This is a genomic window from Sphaerisporangium melleum (assembly GCF_014646695.1).
GTDB classification, from domain to species: domain Bacteria; phylum Actinomycetota; class Actinomycetes; order Streptosporangiales; family Streptosporangiaceae; genus Sphaerisporangium; species Sphaerisporangium melleum.
This window is the reverse complement of the sequence record NZ_BMNT01000041.1, coordinates 20,576-38,263: the sequence shown is the minus strand read 5'-3', so window position 1 is coordinate 38,263 and position 17,688 is coordinate 20,576. Positions and strand designations below refer to the sequence as shown.

Annotated in this window: 18 protein-coding genes and 1 pseudogene; 11 read left to right on the top strand and 8 right to left on the bottom strand. The window is 71.1% G+C overall.

The window, feature by feature from the left end:
- Positions 1 to 408, top strand: a 408-nt coding sequence (locus IEY93_RS38720; RefSeq protein ID WP_229691597.1) for a cbb3-type cytochrome c oxidase subunit I, incomplete at its 5' end; no start/stop codon positions are given.
- Between the two features lie 9 nt (positions 409 to 417).
- On the opposite strand, the gene urtE is transcribed toward IEY93_RS38720, so the two are convergent.
- The 5 genes and pseudogenes from urtE to urtA all read right to left on the bottom strand — a co-directional run bounded on the left by urtE (position 418) and on the right by urtA (position 5,643).
- Positions 418 to 1,110, bottom strand: a complete 693-nt coding sequence (urtE, locus tag IEY93_RS30130) for an urea ABC transporter ATP-binding subunit UrtE (RefSeq protein WP_189166542.1) — start codon at positions 1,108 to 1,110, stop codon at positions 418 to 420.
- 197 nt (positions 1,111 to 1,307) lie between these two features.
- Positions 1,308 to 2,039 (bottom strand): annotated as a pseudogene (gene urtD / locus IEY93_RS30125) (urea ABC transporter ATP-binding protein UrtD); the annotation flags it as partial.
- Between the two features lie 67 nt (positions 2,040 to 2,106).
- A complete protein-coding gene (urtC, locus tag IEY93_RS30120; protein ID WP_229691601.1) occupies positions 2,107 to 3,222 on the bottom strand; it encodes an urea ABC transporter permease subunit UrtC in 1,116 nt (371 codons plus the stop codon).
- Between the two features lie 62 nt (positions 3,223 to 3,284).
- Positions 3,285 to 4,151 (bottom strand): urea ABC transporter permease subunit UrtB, encoded by an 867-nt coding sequence (gene urtB / locus IEY93_RS30115; protein ID WP_189166539.1) that lies wholly within the window; start codon positions 4,149 to 4,151, stop codon positions 3,285 to 3,287.
- A 259-nt stretch (positions 4,152 to 4,410) separates the two neighbouring features.
- Positions 4,411 to 5,643 (bottom strand): urea ABC transporter substrate-binding protein, encoded by a 1,233-nt coding sequence (urtA, locus tag IEY93_RS30110; RefSeq protein ID WP_189166538.1) that lies wholly within the window; start codon positions 5,641 to 5,643, stop codon positions 4,411 to 4,413.
- Between the two features lie 325 nt (positions 5,644 to 5,968).
- Between urtA and IEY93_RS30105 the strand changes: the two genes are divergently transcribed.
- The 9 genes from IEY93_RS30105 to IEY93_RS30065 all read left to right on the top strand — a co-directional run bounded on the left by IEY93_RS30105 (position 5,969) and on the right by IEY93_RS30065 (position 13,888).
- Positions 5,969 to 6,271 (top strand): urease subunit gamma, encoded by a 303-nt coding sequence (locus tag IEY93_RS30105; protein ID WP_189166537.1) that lies wholly within the window; start codon positions 5,969 to 5,971, stop codon positions 6,269 to 6,271.
- A 31-nt stretch (positions 6,272 to 6,302) separates the two neighbouring features.
- Positions 6,303 to 6,641 (top strand): urease subunit beta, encoded by a 339-nt coding sequence (locus tag IEY93_RS30100; RefSeq protein WP_189166536.1) that lies wholly within the window; start codon positions 6,303 to 6,305, stop codon positions 6,639 to 6,641.
- Positions 6,634 to 8,355, top strand: a complete 1,722-nt coding sequence (locus IEY93_RS30095; RefSeq protein ID WP_189166535.1) for an urease subunit alpha — start codon at positions 6,634 to 6,636, stop codon at positions 8,353 to 8,355. Before IEY93_RS30100 ends, IEY93_RS30095 begins: the two co-directional genes overlap by 8 nt.
- A gap of 14 nt (positions 8,356 to 8,369) precedes the next feature.
- Positions 8,370 to 9,179 carry an urease accessory protein UreF gene (locus IEY93_RS30090; RefSeq protein WP_189166534.1) on the top strand — a complete coding sequence of 270 codons (810 nt, stop codon included), beginning with the start codon at positions 8,370 to 8,372 and terminating at the stop codon, positions 9,177 to 9,179.
- Positions 9,169 to 9,870, top strand: coding sequence for an urease accessory protein UreG (ureG, locus tag IEY93_RS30085; RefSeq protein ID WP_189166533.1), 702 nt, complete (start codon positions 9,169 to 9,171; stop codon positions 9,868 to 9,870). Before IEY93_RS30090 ends, ureG begins: the two co-directional genes overlap by 11 nt.
- A gap of 252 nt (positions 9,871 to 10,122) precedes the next feature.
- Positions 10,123 to 10,935 carry an urease accessory protein UreD gene (locus tag IEY93_RS30080; protein WP_229691596.1) on the top strand — a complete coding sequence of 271 codons (813 nt, stop codon included), beginning with the start codon at positions 10,123 to 10,125 and terminating at the stop codon, positions 10,933 to 10,935.
- A gap of 509 nt (positions 10,936 to 11,444) precedes the next feature.
- Positions 11,445 to 11,753 carry a hypothetical protein gene (locus tag IEY93_RS30075; RefSeq protein ID WP_189166531.1) on the top strand — a complete coding sequence of 103 codons (309 nt, stop codon included), beginning with the start codon at positions 11,445 to 11,447 and terminating at the stop codon, positions 11,751 to 11,753.
- An 11-nt stretch (positions 11,754 to 11,764) separates the two neighbouring features.
- Positions 11,765 to 13,567: an asparagine synthase-related protein gene (locus tag IEY93_RS30070; protein WP_189166530.1), complete on the top strand. Its 1,803-nt coding sequence runs from the start codon at positions 11,765 to 11,767 to the stop codon at positions 13,565 to 13,567.
- A gap of 48 nt (positions 13,568 to 13,615) precedes the next feature.
- Entirely contained in the window at positions 13,616 to 13,888 is a 273-nt protein-coding gene (locus IEY93_RS30065) for a thioredoxin domain-containing protein (RefSeq protein WP_189166529.1), read from the top strand.
- A gap of 12 nt (positions 13,889 to 13,900) precedes the next feature.
- Here IEY93_RS30065 and IEY93_RS30060 read toward each other — a convergent pair whose 3' ends face one another.
- The 3 genes from IEY93_RS30060 to IEY93_RS30050 form a co-directional block, all read right to left on the bottom strand.
- A complete protein-coding gene (locus tag IEY93_RS30060; protein WP_189166528.1) occupies positions 13,901 to 14,812 on the bottom strand; it encodes a hypothetical protein in 912 nt (303 codons plus the stop codon).
- Between the two features lie 189 nt (positions 14,813 to 15,001).
- A complete protein-coding gene (era, locus tag IEY93_RS30055) occupies positions 15,002 to 15,913 on the bottom strand; it encodes a GTPase Era (protein WP_229691595.1) in 912 nt (303 codons plus the stop codon).
- A 43-nt stretch (positions 15,914 to 15,956) separates the two neighbouring features.
- On the bottom strand, positions 15,957 to 16,295 hold the full coding sequence (locus IEY93_RS30050) for a cytidine deaminase-like protein (RefSeq protein WP_189166527.1): 339 nt from the start codon (positions 16,293 to 16,295) through the stop codon (positions 15,957 to 15,959).
- Positions 16,296 to 16,432: 137 nt separating this feature from the next.
- Between IEY93_RS30050 and IEY93_RS30045 the strand changes: the two genes are divergently transcribed.
- Positions 16,433 to 17,596: a S8 family serine peptidase gene (locus IEY93_RS30045; RefSeq protein ID WP_189166526.1), complete on the top strand. Its 1,164-nt coding sequence runs from the start codon at positions 16,433 to 16,435 to the stop codon at positions 17,594 to 17,596.
- Positions 17,597 to 17,688: the final 92 nt, after the last annotated feature.

Genomic DNA, 17,688 nt, shown 5'->3' with positions numbered 1-17,688 from the left:
ACCCTCGGCAAGTGGCACTTCTGGACGCTGTTCATCGGCTTCCACACCACCTTCCTGGTGCAGCACTGGCTCGGCGCGCAGGGGTTCCCGCGCCGGTACGCCGACTACTCCGCCGCCGACGGCTTCACCACGGCCAACGCGATCTCGTCGATCGGCTCGTTCCTCCTGGGCGCCTCGACACTGCCGTTCCTCTACAACGTCTGGTACACCTGGCGGCACGGCACCCGGGTGACCAGGGACGACCCGTGGGAGTTCGGCAACTCGCTGGAGTGGGCGACCTCCTGCCCGCCGCCGCGGCACAACTTCACCCACCTGCCGCGCATCCGCTCGGAACGGCCGGCGTTCGACATCCACTACGCGCACCTGCCGCTGAAGATCCAGCGGGCGAGCAGGCCCGAACGGGAGTGACGGCGGGGCTCAGACGGCGAGCAGGCGGTGGACCTCCTCCTCACGCAGCTCCTCCGCCGGGCCCGAGCGCACCACGTGCCCGGCGTCCAGGATGAGGAAGCGGTCGGCGAGCCGCAGCGCGAGGTCGACGTACTGCTCGACGAGGAGCACGGCCAGCCCGCCGCGGTGCAGGCTCTCGATGGCCTCCTCGATCTCCAGGATGATGGACGGCTGGATGCCCTCGGTCGGCTCGTCCAGGATGAGCAGCTTCGGCCGGGTGACCAGCGCCCGGGCCATGGCGAGCTGCTGTTGCTGGCCGCCGGACAGGAATCCCGCCCGTTTCTTCAGCAACGGCTTCAGCCGGGGGAAGACCGCGAGGGCCTCCTCGATCGCGCCGAGGTCCTTGTGGCCGGACGCCTCCGCCGTGACCAGCAGGTTGCCCATCACGCTGAGCTGCGGGAACGTCTCGTGCCCCTGCGGGACGTAGCCGAGGCCGAGCCGTACCCGCTCGTGCGGCCGCAGCCGCGTCACGTCCTTGCCCTCGAACGTCACCGTGCCGGCCGTGGCGGGCAGCACGCCCATCACGGTGTTCAGCAGGGTGGTCTTGCCCACGCCGTTGCGTCCCATGACGCAGACCAGGCTGCCGGGCGCCACCTCGAACGACACGTCGAACAGCACCCGCGCCCTGCCGTACCCGGCGGAAAGCCCCTGTACCGACAGCATCACTTCACCTCTCCGGCGGCGGCCGAGCCGGCGACCGGACCGGCGGCGGTGCCGCTCATCGTGCCGGTGCCCGCCGCGCCGGGCCCGGCTACCACGCCCTCACCGATGGCCGTCCCCGCGTCCGGGCCCCCGGCCATCCTCCCGCCTCCGGCCGAAGCGGTGGTCTTTCCCGCCACGGCGGGGTCAAACGTGTCGTCGGTGCGGCCCAGGTAGACCTCCTGGACCCGGGGATCGGCCCGCACCTCGTCGACCGAGCCCTCCACGAGCACCTTGCCCTCGTGCAGCACGGTCACCTGGGAGGCGTACCGGCGCAGGAACTCCATGTCGTGCTCGATCACGATCACCGTGTGCTCCTTGGCGATCTCGGTGAGCAGCTCACCGGTGTGCTGGCGCTCCTCCCCCGACATGCCGGCGACCGGCTCGTCCAGCAGCAGCAGGCGCGGCCCCTGGGCGATGAGCATGCCGATCTCCAGCCACTGCCGCTGCCCGTGCGAGAGCACCCCGGCGGGGCGGTCGGCGAGCGCGTGCAACTGGGTGGTCTCCATCGCCGCCGCCACCGCGTCGGACACCCCGCGCCGCCGCCGGGCCAGCGACCACAGCGGCCTGCGGAATGACGCGGCCAGGTCGAGGTTCTCCAGCACGGTCAGCTCCTCGAACACGACCGAGGTCTGGAAGGTGCGGCCCACGCCCATCCGGACGATCTCGTGCTCCTTGCGCCCGGCCAGGTCGCGGCCCTCGAAGCGCACCGAACCGCCGGCGGGGCGGGTGAGACCGGTGATCACGTCGATCAGCGTGGTCTTGCCCGCGCCGTTCGGGCCGATGAGGAAGCGCAGCTCCCCGCGCTCGACCGTGAGATCGACCCCGTCCAGGGCGCGGAACCCGTCGAACACCACCGACAGGTCGCGCACCTCCAGCAGCGCTTCGCTCATCTCACCGGCTCCCGGGCTCCACGTGCCGCGATCAGGATCTGGCGGGTCTTCGCCGCCGGGGACCCGCTCATGCCCTCGCCTCCGGCGCCTCGACCAGCGGCCCGTCCGCGCCGCCCGCCATGTCCCCGTCCATCGTCCGGCTCCTGGATTGCGTGCGGGCGGCGATCAGGTTACGGGCGGCGGCGAGCAGGCCGAACAGTCCCTTGGGGGCGAGGCTGATCACCAGGATGAACAGCGCCCCCTGCAGGTAGAGCCAGCCGTCGGCGAACTCCTCGCTGAACGACGTCCTGGCGTACCCCATGAGCACCGCGCCGAGCACGGCGCCCGCGAGCGAGAACCGGCCGCCGACGGCCACGGCGACGACCAGTTCCAGGGACGGCACCACGCCGAGCAGCGCCGGGGAGATGATGCCGACGACCGGGACGAACAGCGCCCCGGCCAGTCCGGCCATGCCGGCCGACACCGCGAAGGTGACGGTCTTGACGGTCGCCGGGTTGTAGCCGAGGAAGCGGACGCGGTCCTCGCCGTCCCTGATCGCGACCAGCAGCCGGCCGAACCTGCTGCGGACGAGCTGCCGGGCCAGCAGGTACAGCACGCCGAGGACCGCGGCGACGACCAGGTACAGCCCGCGCTGGGTCTCGTCGGCGGCGAGGTCCTGGCCGAACAGCTCGAAGAAGTTGGTCAGCCCGTTCGTGCCGCCGGTCAGGCCCTGCTGGCCGACGAGCAGGATGACGGTCGCCGCGGCCAGCGCCTGGGTGAGGATCGCGAAGTACGCGCCGCGCACCCGCTGCCGGAACACCAGCGCGCCGAGCAGCAGGGCGAGCAGCACCGGGCCTGCGACCGCGAACACGACGGCGAAGACGGGGTTGGCGAACGGCGCCCACAGCGCGGGCAGCTTCTCCACCCCGCTCCACACCATGAAGTCGGGCAGGTCGCCGCCGGCGTCGTTGAGCTTGAGGTACATGCCCATCGCGTAGCCGCCGAGCCCGAAGAACACCCCCTGGCCGAGGGTGAGCATGCCGCCCTGCCCCCAGGCGAGCCCGATGCCGAGCGCGACGATGGCGTAGCAGAGGTACTTGGCCAGCAGGTTGAGCCGGAACGGCTCCAGCAGCAGGGGGGCGGCCACCAGGGCCAGCACGGCGACGAAGGTGAACACCGCCGGGCCCTTGAGCCGGTCGCGCAAGGACGGGCCGCGCAGGGCCGGCGCGGGCGGGGCGGGCGGGACGAGGTTGCGCACGGTGGCCGTCATGTGAGCGCCCTCGCCCTGAGCACGAACAGGCCCTGCGGGCGCACCTGCAGGAACCCGATGATCACCACGAGGACGATGACCTTGGCCAGGCTGGCGTTGGTCCAGAACTCGGCGTAGGAGTTCAGCAGCCCCAGCGCGGCGGCCGCGATCACCGCGCCGCCCAGCCGGCCGAGGCCGCCGGCGACCACGACGAGGAAGGCGTCCACGATGTAGTAGGTGCCGAGCGCGGGCCCGACCGGGCCGATCAGCGTGAGCGCGACTCCGGCGATGCCGGCCAGGCCCGAGCCGATGAAGAAGGTGCGCTGGTCCACCCGGCCGGTGTTGATGCCGCTCACCGCGGCGAGCTGGCGGTTCTGCATGACCGCCTGCATGCGCCGTCCCTGCGAGGTGCGGTTCATGTACCCCCAGATCGCCACGACGCTGCCGACGGCGAGCGCGAAGATGAACAGCCGGTTGTAGGGCAGGATGCCCATGCCGCCCTGTAGCCAGGTGGGTGCCTGCACCTGGACGTTCGGCGCGCCGAACAGGTCTCTGGCGAGCTGCTGCAGCACCAGGCTGACGCCCCAGGTGAGCAGCAGGGTGTCCAGGGGCCGGCCGTAGAAGTGCCGGATGGCCAGCCGTTCCAGGATGAGCCCCATGATCCCGGCCACGGCGAACGCGACGGGCAGCGCGACGAGCACCGCCTGCCGTCCCGCCCAGCCCTGGAGCAGGTAGGCGGTGTAGGCACCCGCCATGATGAACTCGCCGTGGGCCATGTTGATCACGCCCATCTGGCCGAACGTGAAGGTCAGGCCGAGCGCGATCAGCAGCAGCACGGCGCCGATCGAGAGCCCGATGGGGAGCTGGTTGACCACGGCCTCCATCAGCGGCTCACCTCCTTGCCGCACGAAGTGCGGACGTCTTGGGCGAATGCGGACGTGTCGTGCCGGAGGGAACGTGCCTGGGGTCCGGCTCCGGGACGCGGGTGGCGCCGCGTGTCGCGGCCGCCCGGTGCGCTCGGCCGGCCACCGCGCCGCGGTCATCTCCGCGGTCAGGTCGCCGCCCGCGTCCCGGATCCGTCTGGGGTGGCCGGACTTGGCGAGACTTCCCCTCGGCCCGGCCACGTTCTCGAAAAGGCGACCGTCAGGTGAGACCGCCCGCCCAGGGATAGGTCTTCAGGTACGGATCGGGCTTGATCGGCTTGCCGGAGTTCCAGACCTCCTTGATCTGGCCGTCCGGCTCGATGACGCCGATGCGCGCCGTCTTGTACATGTGCTGGTTCTCGCCGTCGATGGTGACCGTGCCCTCGGGGCGTTCCAGCGCGATGCCGCCCGCGGCCTTCTTCACCGCCTCGACCTCGGTGCTGCCGGCCTTCTTCACCGCCTCGGCCCACAGGTAGACGGAGTTGTAGCCGGCCTCCATCGGGTCGGAGGTCACCCGGTCCTTGCCGTACTTGGCCTTGAACGCCTCGACGAACTTGGCGTTGGCCGGGTTGTCGGTGGTCTGGTAGTAGTTCCAGGCCACGAGGTGCCCGGCGATGTTGTCGACGCCGATGCCCTTGACCTCTTCCTCGGCGACGCTCACCGACATGACGGGCATCGTGTCGGCGCCCACCCCCGCGCTCTTCAGTTGCTTGAAGAAGGCGACGTTGCTGTCACCGTTGAGGGTGTTGAAGACGGCGTCCGGTTTGGCCTGGACGACCTTGTTCACCAGCGTGCTGTATTCGGTGTGCCCGAGCGGGGTGTACTCCTCGCCGAGTACCTCCATCCCGTTCGCCGCCGCGTACGCCTTGATGATTTTGTTCGCGGTGCGCGGGAAGACGTAGTCGCTGCCGACCAGGAAGAGCTTTTTCTTGCCCTTTTCCTTGAGGTAGTCCAGGCCGGGAACGATCTGCTGGTTGGTGGTGGCGCCGGTGTAGAAAATGTAGGGGGAGCTTTCCAGGCCCTCGTACTGCACCGGATACCACAGCAGCGCCTTGCGCTTCTCGAACACCGGCAGCATGGCCTTGCGGCTCGCCGAGGTCCAGCCGCCGAACACCGTGGCGACCTTGTCCTGGGCGATCAGCTTGGTGGCCTTCTCCGCGAAGGTCGGCCAGTCGGACGCGCCGTCCTCCACGACCGGGACGAGCTGCTTGCCCAGCACGCCACCGGCCTTGTTGATCTCTTCGATGGCCAGCAGCTCCGAGTCACGTACCGTGACCTCGCTGATCGCCATGGTGCCGCTGAGGGAGTGCAGGAGCCCCACCTTTATGGTGTCCCCGCCTCCACCCGCCGCGGCGCTGCCGCCCTCGGTGGCCGATGATCCGCCACCGCAGGCCGCGAGCCCGGTCAACAGGACCGCCGCCGCGGCCCCGACGCGCCAAGCTGGATTCCGCAATTACTCCTCCTCGTCGATACGGCCCCCGCACCGACTCATCTGCCGCAAAGGTGATCGAGTCACGTTTCCCGTACGCGTCCGGTTTGTTAATTGCCGTTTACCGGGATTTCACCGGAACAACACGACGCGTCTTCGCGGGCATCCCTAATCGGGGTTCCGTGCACGTCCGCATTCGTATCGGACGGGCCATCGGAGAGCCGGCGGGCTTTGCCGGGAAACGGGATGGGAAGGCGGGGAGGGCGGGCCGGAAGGGGCTGTGACTCCCGACACAGACCCGAAATGCCGGCGTCACGTCGGCGAAACCGCGGTTGCCTAGGGTCCGGCCATGCGGCTCACCCCACACGAACAGGAACGCCTGCTCATCCACGTCGCGGCGAACGTCGCGCGCGAGCGTCAGGCCCGGGGTCTGCGCCTGAACCACCCGGAGGCGACCGCGATCATCGCGTCGTTCCTCCTGGAGGGCGCACGGGACGGCCGGCCCGTCGCGGAGCTGATGGAGGCGGGCCGCAAGGTGCTCCGCCGCGAGGATGTCATGGAGGGTATCCCCGAGATGCTGGAATCCGTACAGATCGAGGCGACCTTCCCGGACGGCACCAAACTCGTCACCGTTCACCGGCCGATCCTGTGACCCGCCGCCCGGCCGCCACCCGGGAGGCCCGATGATCCCCGGGGAGATCGTCCACGCCGGGGAGCCCGTCCCGCTGAACCCCGGACGGGAGCGGGTGGTCCTGCGGGTGGTGAACACCGCCGACCGGCCGATCCAGGTCGGCTCGCACTACCACTTCGCCGCCGCCAACCCCGGCCTGTCCTTCGACCGGGACGCCGCGTGGGGCCGGCGCCTGGACGTGCCCGCCGGCACCGCCGTCCGGTTCGAGCCCGGCGTCGAGCGCGACGTCACGCTGGTGCCGATCGCCGGACACCGCGTCGTCCCCGGCCTGCGCCCCGAATGGGCCGGGCCGCTCGACACGCGCCAAGCGCAGGGAGGTTCCGATGAGTGAGCCCGTCATCGAGCGCTCGCGCTACGCCGCGCTGTACGGCCCGACCACCGGCGACCGCGTCCGGCTCGCCGACACCGACCTGTTCATCGAGGTGACCGACGACCTCGCCCGCGGGCCGGGCGCCGGCGACGAGGTGGTCTTCGGCGGCGGCAAGGTCATCCGCGAGTCGATGGGCCAGGCCAGGACCACCCGCGCCGAGGGCGCCCCCGACCTGGTCATCACCGGAGCGGTCATCCTGGACCACTGGGGCGTGGTCAAGGCCGACATCGGGGTCAGGGACGGGCGGATCACCGCCATCGGCAAGGCCGGCAATCCCGACACCATGGACGGCGTGCACCCCGACCTGGTGATCGGGCCGTCCACCGAGATCCTGGCCGGCAACGGCAAGATCGTCACCGCGGGCGCGATCGACTCGCACGTCCACCTCATCTGCCCGCAGATCGTGGACGAGGCCCTCGCCGCGGGCGTGACCACGCTCATCGGCGGCGGCACCGGCCCCGCCGAGGGCACCAAGGCCACCACCGTGACCGGCACCTGGTACCTCGCGCGGATGCTGGAGGCGATGGACGGCATGCCGGTCAACGTGGCGCTGCTCGGCAAGGGCAACACCGTCAGCAAGGAAGGGCTGATGGAGCAGCTGCGGGCCGGCGCCTCGGGCTTCAAGCTGCACGAGGACTGGGGCACCACGCCGTCGGCCATCGACGCCTGCCTGCGCGTCGCGGACGCCACCGGCGTGCAGGTCGCCATCCACACCGACACGCTGAACGAGGCGGGGTTCGTCGAGTCGACGCTCGGCGCGATCGGCGACCGGGCGATCCACGCCTACCACACCGAGGGTGCCGGAGGCGGCCACGCGCCGGACATCATCCGCGTCGCCTCCTACGCCAACGTGCTGCCGTCCTCGACCAACCCGACCCGCCCGCACACCGTCAACACCCTCGACGAGCACCTCGACATGCTGATGGTCTGCCACCATCTCAACCCGTCGGTGCCCGAGGACCTCGCCTTCGCCGAGTCGCGCATCCGCCCCACGACGATGGCGGCCGAGGACGTCCTGCACGACCTCGGGGCGATCTCGATGATCGGCTCCGACTCGCAGGCGATGGGCCGCATCGGCGAGACCGTCATCCGCACCTGGCAGACCGCCCACGTGATGAAGCGGCGCCGGGGCGCGCTGCCGGGCGACGGCGCGGCCGACAACCTCCGGGCGCGGCGCTACGTCGCCAAGTACACGATCTGCCCGGCCATCGCCCACGGGCTGGACGCGCAGGTCGGCTCGGTCGAGGTGGGCAAGCTCGCCGACCTGGTGCTGTGGGATCCGGCGTTCTTCGGGGTCAAGCCGAACCTCGTGGTCAAGGGGGGCGTCATCGCCTACGCGCAGATGGGCGACGCCAACGCCTCCATCCCGACGCCGCAGCCGGTGATGCCCCGCCCGATGTTCGGCGCGGCCCCGCTAACGGCGGCGGCCACGTCCGTGCACTTCGTCGCGCCACTCGCCATCGACGATGGCCTGGCCGACCGGCTGCGGGTGAACCGCGGCCTGGTCCCGGTCGCCGACGTGCGTTCCCGCCGGAAGGAGTCCATGCCGCTCAACGACGCGCTCCCGGCCATCGAGGTGGACCCCGACACCTTCGCGGTCCGCGTGGAGGGAGAGCTCATCGAGCCCGCCCCGGCCGAGGAGCTGCCCATGGCCCAGCGCTACTTCCTGTTCTGACCGGGCTTTCGACAATGGACGCGGCGCTGCTGCTCCTCGCCGACTCCCGGCTCCCGGCCGGTGGGCACGCCCACTCCGGGGGCGCGGAGCAGGCGGTGCGGGCCGGGGCGATCACCGGCACGGAGGACCTGGCGCGGTTCCTCCGCGGCCGGCTGGCCACCACCGGCCTGGTCACCGCCGCTCTGTCCGCGGCCGCCTGCCACCTCGCCGTGCTCCTCGGCTCGCACGGCGAGGACGGCGGGCGGCCGTGGACGGAACCGTCCGCCGCCGCCGCAGCGGAAAGCGAGACCGATGCCCGCGCCGCGTGGCGGGAGCTGGACGCCGAGGCCGACGCCCGCACGGCCTCTCCCGCGCAGCGGTACGCGGCGCGCACGCAGGGCAGGCTGCTGCTGCGCAGCGGGCGCCGCATCTGGCCCTCACCCGTGCTCGACACCCTGGCCCAGGCCGTCCCGGACGGCGTGCACCACCCGATCGCACTCGGCGCCGTGGCCGCCGCGGCCGGATGCTCCCGCCACGACGCCGCCATGGCCGCGGCGTACACCTCGATCACCGGACCGGCCACCGCGGCCGTCCGGCTGCTCGGGCTCGACCCCGTCGTCGTGCACCGGGTGCTCGCCGGCCTCGTGCCGGATCTCTCCGGAGTCGCCCGCACCGCCACCGCCGCCGCTTCCGGCACGGTGGAGGCGGGCGTCGCCGCCCGGGGCACGGCCGCCGAGGCCGTCCTCCGCATCGCGTGGGAGGAGCTTCCCGCGCACGCCGCTCCCGCACTCGATCTGCTGGCCGAACAGCACCTACGCACGGAGGTACGGCTCTTTGTCAGCTAACCACGACGACCGCCACCACTCCCCCGACCCGCACGGCCGGGCGCTGCGCCTCGGCGTCGGCGGCCCGGTAGGAAGCGGCAAGACGGCACTGGTCGCCGCACTGTGCCGCACGCTCGGCCCCGTACTGCGCCTCGGGGTGGTCACCAACGACATCTACACCACCGAGGACGCCGACTTCCTGCGCAGGGCCGGCGTGCTCGACCCCGAGCGCATCGTCGCCGTGCAGACCGGATGCTGCCCGCACACGGCCATCAGGGACGACATCGCCGCCAACATCGACGCGGTCGAGACTCTCGAAGAACGTTTCGGCCCGCTGGATCTGGTGATCGTGGAGAGCGGCGGCGACAACCTGACCGCGACCTTCAGCAGAGGGCTCGCCGACCAGCAGATCTTCGTGCTGGACGTGTCGGGCGGCGACAAGGTGCCCCGCAAAGGCGGCCCCGGCGTAACCTCGGCCGATCTGCTGGTGATCAACAAGACCGATCTGGCGAAACACGTGGGCGCCGACCTGACGGTGATGTCCCGTGACGCGGCGGCCGTACGCGACGGCAAACCGGTGCTGTTCACCTCGATCAGGGAGGTCCCGGAGGTGTACTCGGTGGCCGAATGGGTGCACGGGGTGGTCCAGTCGTGGGCGCACACCCAGGCGCACCATCCGCACGGCCCCGTCGTCCCCACCGCGAACGCCTGAGCGCCGCGCGTCCGCGTGCACCGCTCCGCCGCCCGGCCCCGCACCCGGCACGACGACACCCGCGACGACGCGCGTGTCGCGCCGTGGCGCCGCGTGCGGGGTGGTCCCGTACGCTCCGCGGCCCGGGCGAGTCGGCGCGCCCGGGCCGCGCGCGATGCCGGGGCCGCCGGCCCGCGAGACGGCGCGCGTGTCCGTGTGGGCGATGGCGCACAACGATAGGGCGGCGGCACCGGGAGAAAGGCGACCATGGGTGTGACGACAGGTGGGACCACAGAGGTGACGCCGGTCCAGGCGATCGGGGCCGCGCCCGTGCGCGGGGGCACCGGCCGGCGGGCGCTGTTCGCGCGGGCGGCCGTTGCCACCGCGCTGTCCGGCGGGCGTACCGTGCTGGACACGCTGCGCTCCGCCCCGCCGCTGACCCTGCGTCAGACCGGGCCCGGCACCGTACACCTGGTCGCCACGGCGGCCGGGCCGCTCGGCGGTGACGACCTCGGGCTGAGCATCGACGTGGCCCCCGGCACCGTCCTCACGATCGCCTCGGTGGCGAGCACGCTGGTGCTGCCGGGGCCGGAGGAGTCGGCGGAGTCGGTGCTGGTGGTGGACGCGCGGGTCGGGGCGGGGGCGACGCTGGTCTACGCCCCCGAGCCGACCGTGCTCGCGGCCGGGTGCGCGCACCGCATGGTCGTCCGGCTCACCCTGGAGGAGGGCGCGTCGGTGTCCTGGCGCGAGGAGATCGTCTTCGGCCGGCACGGCGAGCGGCCGGGACGCTGCCACGCCCGGTTCGACACGACCGCCGGGGGCGTGCCGCTGCTCCGGCAGGAGTTCGTGGTCGGCGACCCGGCCGTGGACGCCAGCCCCGCGGTGTACGGCGACGCCCGTTGCGTCGGCACCACCCTGCTGGCCGGCCCCGCGTTCGGCACGCCCCCCGGCGAAGCCGTCATCTCCGCCGGGTGCGCCGTGCTCCCGCTGGCCGGTCAGGGAACCCTCGTGAGCGCGCTGGCCCCCGACGCCCCCACCCTGCGCGCCCGCCTCACCTGGGGCGAGACACAGATCCTCCCCGCCTGACGGAGCACGGCGCCGGTACGTCCCCGCCCCGGTCGCCCTGGCAGTGCACCCCACGACCGTCGACACTCGCCGGCCACGCACGACCGCGGCCCACAAACGCCTCCCTATTCTGCCCTTTCCACCGGCGGGCCCCCCGCACGGCGATCAGCGTCCAGCCGCAGCGCGGACGAGCCCGCGATGATACGACACGGCTGCATCGCCGTTACCGGCACTCCGATAAGCCATGCCCAAAACCTTCAGAAAAAGGAAACCCGCCCATCTCCGTCTGCCGAAAGAGCCGCTCGTGGCCGCGTTCGTCAAGGCGTGCGGATGTAGCCCGCAGGATGTTCAAGCCTGGGTCGAGGCTCGCAGAAATGTGGCCGTGGTGACCGGCGCAACGATCGATCAATAGTAAATCGTCCGGGACAAAGCAGTCCTCCGGCCACCTCCCGTCCCCGGAATTTAATAAGGAGTCTCCCTGACAGAGGTCGCCCTGCCATGGGCCGTCGATCCGACACAGAGGAGACAAGATGCTGCAGAAATTGGCCGACAAGGCGCTGACTATGCTGGTGCCGCACACCCGGGCGGCCGCTACCTACACCAGGACGCAGTTCAACTACGTCCAGGGTGAGCCGGGATCCGGTTGCGAATCGTACGGCAACCGGTGGCGGCAGATCCACACCTGCACCTACATGGACAGTGGCAAACTGATCTCCTGCACCAGTTGGGCTTACTACGCCTGCGGCTGTAGAACCCGGCGCCCTGTCGGCCCGGATCTCCTCGTGTTCACGGACACGAGGAGATCCGGGCCGACGGGGCTAACGAAATCACGCTTCTGATTGGAACTCCTTTGCGCGTCTTCCTGGCACTGATCTCGAAGGACCCGAGGTCGCCCATCAGCGCCGCCGTCTCGGTCGCCCGCTCCGTGATCGGCGACGTCTTCCCGGCACCACTCGACACGGTCACATCCGACGAGTGGGAGAGCCAGGGAACGGCGCTGCTGGCCTGGTCGAACGAGGAATCGGTCTGGACGCGCTTACCACTGCTGGCCAAGGGGCCGGATCACGCCGTGGGCGTCAGCGGCCACCTGGCACAGGAAAAGGATGTCAGCGGGCTCGCCGGGGCCTCGTCACTTGGACGGGCGGCCGCCTCGCTGGCCGGATGTTTCTCCGCCTTCCGCGCGGCGCCCGGCGAGATCCAGGCGGCGACCGTGAGCACGCGGGCCTGCCCCGTCTTCTACGCGGAGACGCCCGAGTTGCACGTCGTGGGCAACCGTGCACTCCACGTCCACCTCGTCGCGACGGGAGGGACCGTCGCCTGGGACGAGCTCGCCCTCCAGTCGATGATCCGCCAGGGCTACTTCCTCTCCGACGAGACCCCGTTCCGCGGGGTGGAGGCGCTGGGGCCCTCTTCGTCGCTCCTCGTCCGGGACGGGAACCGGACGATCAGCGGCACGCCACTGCCGCAGGCCCGGCCCGCACCGACCTCGCCCCGCACCAAGCGAGCGGCCATCGCCCACCTCGGCGACGCCCTCGTGGCGGCCGTCGCCCCGCTGCGGTCGGCTCCGGAACCGGTGAACCTGGCGCTGACCGGCGGACGCGACAGCCGGCTGATGGCGGCCCTCCTCCACGCCGCGCGGATCCCCTTCCGCGCCACCACCAACGGCCTGGACGATCACCCTGATGTCGTGCTCGCCCGCCGGATCGCCGGGAAGCTGGGCATCCAGCACACCGTCATCGCGCCGGCGCAGACGGCCGCGAAGGACGCGATCGTCATACCGCACCCCTCCGAGCGCACGTACCAGGTGCTCAGGACGTGCGAGGGCATGACCTCGGCCTACGAGAGCATCGTGGAGTACCTGCCGTACAGCGCGAAGCCCACGATGTCCGGGCAGAGCGGAGAGATCCTTCGCGGGGGGTTCCTCTACAGCCAGAACAACACGAGCCAGAAGGCGATGCTGCGCCGTGTCAACGACTTCTTCCTCAAGAACGAGGGGCTGTTCACCGACGAGGCCAACGAGCACGCCCGAACTCTCGCCGGGCCCTGGGTGGCACGGGCGCAGGAGAACCCGTGGGAGGTGCTCGACCACCTGTACGTCACCTATCGGGTGGGACGGTGGCACGCCGGTGCGCGGGTCGGGTCGTTGCTCCGCGGCAATCCCATCCAGCCTTTCCTGGACAACCGGGTGGTGTCCGAGGCACTCGCGCTCGATCAGAAGTGGCGGTACTCGGAGGAGGTCGTCCACGACCTGATCCACCGGTTCGCCCCGGCGCTGCGCGACATCCCCCTGGAAGGGTCCCCCTGGCGGTTCGCCGCCGATCGTCCGCCGTCGTTCTGGTCACGGCTGCGCGCCGGGCGCGAGGCGGCGCCCGCGGTCACCGCCAAGAAGAAGGGGGGCGGAGGCTGGAACTGGCGGACCAGCCCGGGGCCCGTCCTGTCGGCGCTGCTGAGCGAGTACGTCATGGCCCGAGCCGACGTACTGGCCGGCATCATCCGTCCGGACGAGCTCAAACCCCTCTTCGACGGTCCGGTGATCACTCAGCCGGCTCTGGCCTGGAATCTCTACACGGTCGCCTCCCTGCTCACGGGCGCCTACCCCGGAGAGCCGCCCGCCGGCCTCGATCCGGTCCAGATCACCATCCCGCGTTCCTGAAGCGCCCGCGCGCCGCGACCCGCGGTCGGCGCCTTTCGGTCACTTCCGGTGGGCGAGGAGATAGGTGAATTCGCAACCGCCACGACTCAAGGCAAGCCGTTGTCGTCCGCACACCTGCGCGGCACCACGACGGTCGGCTTCTTCACACCCGGGTGTGAGCCGTGCGAGGAGGAACTTTTCGCGGATCATCTCCGCGCAGGCCGACCCGAGCCGGGTGGCATCATCCTGGCGATGGCGATCGGCCTGGTCACCGGGTTGCTCGTCGTGATGATGGACGATCTCCTCGAGTTACTGAGGCCGGTTGACCCCAATCGGCTGTGATACGGAGAGCGGCTACCAGCCGACACGCATCCAGTGCTCTTCGTCACAGCGCGCCAGTACCCGGCAGGTGCCGTCGGCCACATCGATCCGGCAGATCTCCCCATGGCCTACCAGCAAGTGCGCGCCAGTGCCATCGAAGGAAAGATCGACCTCGGTGGGATCGGCCCAAGAGACGGGCCGCTGATACAGCACGCGACGCGGTCCGCCGCTCACCGGCGTGACGGACACGGCGAACGTGGCACCGTCGTCCCGCGTCTCCGCGACGGCCAGCAGGCTCCCATCGGGGGACAGGTCAGCGGCATGGATCTGGAAGACGCCGTGATCGCCGTCCTCAAGGAGGACCGTGCCCTCGGACGGCCAACCGGTGAGGTCGTGACGGAGGATCCTACGGTGCTGCGGAGCAGACGGAACGCCCGCCACTGCGAGCACGACTTCGCCCCCCGGTCCGAACGAGGCGTCGAGCACGTGCGACGTGGTGCGTGACGCCTGCCAGGTGCGCGCGGGCCCGCCCTCAGCGAGCGGGACGACGGCGCACTTCTCGCCGCCGTCCCAGCCCGCGTCGAAGACCACGACGGCGAGAGCGCCGTCCCGGGACACCGCCTTCACCTCGACCGGAGACGTCCGGACCGGCGGAAGTGGCACCGCCCGGAGCCGGGGATCCCCCACGGCCGCTCCGTTCGACGGCGAGAACACGTAGAGTCGAGAAGCCGGACCGGAGGCACCGGGAACGTGGGTGATGGCCGCTATCACGCCGCCACCAGCGGCGAACGACCCGGTCCACTGCTCGCCATCGGGCGCGGCAACATGCCGGGAAGGACGGCCCGGAGCCGTGGAACGCAGGGCCAGCACCGGTGTGGCGCGTCCGTCGGATGCGCCACGGGTGGACACGTACTGAGCCGGGCCATCGACCAGGATCCTGCTCATCCACACTCCGGGAGAACATCGCGTTCTTCGGTGGTCATGGCCGGTGCTTCAGCCGCACCGGAGAGACGGGCTTCCGCAACGCGCGTCATCCCTCCACGCCTTCCCGGAAAGCAGCACCAAGTGCCACTCTACCCACGCCGTTCTCCGCGCGAGGGGTCGCCAAGCGGGGCGGCTCGGCGGCGGCCACGATCAGTCGTAGAAGCCGAGGCGGCGCAGTTGCTTGGGGTCGCGCTGCCAGTCCTTGGCGACCTTGATGCGCAGGTCGAGGTAGACGTGGGTGCCCAGCAGCGCCTCGATCTGCTGCCGGGCGCGGGTGCCGACGTCCTTCAGCCGGGCGCCCTTCGGCCCGATGACGATGGCCTTCTGCGAAGGACGCTCGACGAACATCTGGGCGTACACGTCGAGCAGGTCGTCGCGCCCCTCGCGGGGCACCATCTCCTCGACGACCACCGCGATCGAGTGCGGAAGCTCGTCGCGGACACCCTCCAGCGCGGCCTCGCGGATCAGCTCGCCGACCAGCACCTGCTCGGGCTCGTCGGTGAGCTGCCCGTCCAGGTACAGCGGCGGGGACGCGGGCAGCCGCTTGATCAGCAGGTCGCCGAGCACGTCGAGCTGCTCCCCCGACTGCGCGGAGACCGGGACGATCTCGGCGAAGTCGGCCAGGCGCGAGACCTCCAGGAGCCGGGCGGCGATCTGTTCGCGGGAGGCGAGGTCGCACTTGGTGACCACGGCGATGACCGGGGTCTTCTTCACAGCCGCGAGCTTCTCGGCGATGAACCGGTCGCCCTTGCCGATCTCCTCGTTCGCTGGGACGCAGAAGCCGATGGCGTCGACCTCGGTCAGGGTGGACAGCACCAGGCTGTCCAGCCGCTCGCCGAGCAGGGTGCGGGGGCGGTGCAGGCCGGGCGTGTCGACGATGACGAGCTGCGCGCCGGGCCGGTTGACGATGCCGCGGATGACGCGGCGGGTGGTCTGCGGCTTGGAGGAGGTGATCGCCACCTTGGCGCCGACCAGCGCATTCATCAACGTCGACTTGCCGACGTTGGGCCTGCCGACGAAGCAGGCGAAACCGGCACGGAACTCAGCGGCTGAAGAACTCACACCCTTATTGTCCCCGATCGAACACCTCCCCCTCCCCGCCCGATCAGATGTAGCGGCCCTTGAGGGAGCCGTCGGGGGCGGCGAGGAAGAGGATGCCGTTGCCGAGGTCCTGGACGGCGGCCATGTCCTGCTCGCCGGGCTCCTCCTCGTCGGTGACCAGGGCCGCGGCCTCCAGCGACACCGCGCCGCTGGAGACGGCCATCGCCACGGCGACCTGGACGGCGGACAGCCGCAGGGACGGCAGGTCCACGTTCGTCGCGGTGTAGGTGCGGCCGGTCTCGTCTCGCACGGCGGCGCCCTCGACGGTGCCATTGCGGGCGCGGGCGGCCCGGGCCAGCGTGATGATCTTGGCGTCCTCGGGATGGAGGGTGGTGTCGCTCACGGGGATCAGGCTACTGGCCGCCCGTACGATCGCCACGCGCGAGGAGACCTTTTGGCTAGGCTTCTCGCGCGCGATCACCTGTCACGCGGACGGCTTCCAGGTGCGCAGACGGAGCCGGCAGAGACGGAGCTTGGGGAATGGTCGGTCGGGGGACGTTCGCCGCCGTGCTGGCGCTCGCGCTCGCCCTGGGGCCGGACGCCGCCGCGGCGGCGGCGCGGCGCGCCCCCGAGCCCTGCGCGCCGCCGCGAGGAGGCCCGCAGGTCGGCGAATCCTGGGCGCAGCGGCGGCTCGCCTTCACCGGCGTGTGGCCGCTGACCATGGGGGAAGGCGTCACCGTGGCGATCATCGACAGCGGCGTGGACCCGCGCCACCCGCAGGTGCGGGTGGCCAAGTCGGTCGACCTGACCGGCACCGGCCCGCTCGACTGCGTGGGCCATGGCACGGCGGTGGCCGGCCTGATCGGCGGCGCCGACATGCTGGACCGGATCCCGTTCGCGGGCGTGGCCCCCAAGGCGCGGCTGATCTCGATCAAGCAGACCAACGGCGACCGCGGGGACGTCGGAGTGCTGGCCCAGGCGATCAGACAGGCGGCCGACCTGGGCGCCCAGGTGATGAACATCTCGATCCAGACCACCGACCAGCCCGACCTGCGGGCCGCCGTGGACTACGCGCTGGCCAAGGACGTCGTGATCGTGGCGGCCGCCGGGAACCTGAAGAAGGAGGACGGCACCCCCGCCGCCGCCTACCCCGCCTCCTATCCCGGTGTGCTGTCGGTCGGATCCGCCGGCCCGGACGGCAGGCGCACCGACTTCTCCAACTCGGTCACGCCGATCTCCGTCATCGCCCCGGGGCAGGACATCACCAGCACCTGGCCGGGCAGGACGTACCGGCAGGACCTGGACGGGACGAGCTTCGCCGCGCCGTTCGTCGCCGGGGTGGCGGCCCTGGTGCGCGCACGCCACCCCGAGCTGGACAACGTGCGGGTGCGGCGGCGCATCGAGATCACCGCCGACGGCGCCTCGGGCACGGGCACCGGGGCGGGCATGGTGAACCCACTGATGGCCGTGTCGGAGATCCTCCCGTCGGAGGTGGTGGCCATCGCGCCCCGCCGGCCGGAGGCGTTGCCGTCGACGATCGTCGCCCGGCCCCGGCCGGTGGACCAGGAGGTGATCACCCGCTCCGCCGCCGTCGCGGTGATCGCGATCGTCGCCGCCGGCCTGGTGTCGGCCATCGCGGTCGTCGTCCCCCTGGGCCGCAGACGCGGATGGCGGCCGGGGCGCACCATCCCACCGGGCGAGTGACCCTTTAAGCCCACCAGATGGGTGAATTACCCCGAAGATCAACGAAACCGTAACAGGTGCTGCACATGTGACAAATTTCGTCAAGTGGTACG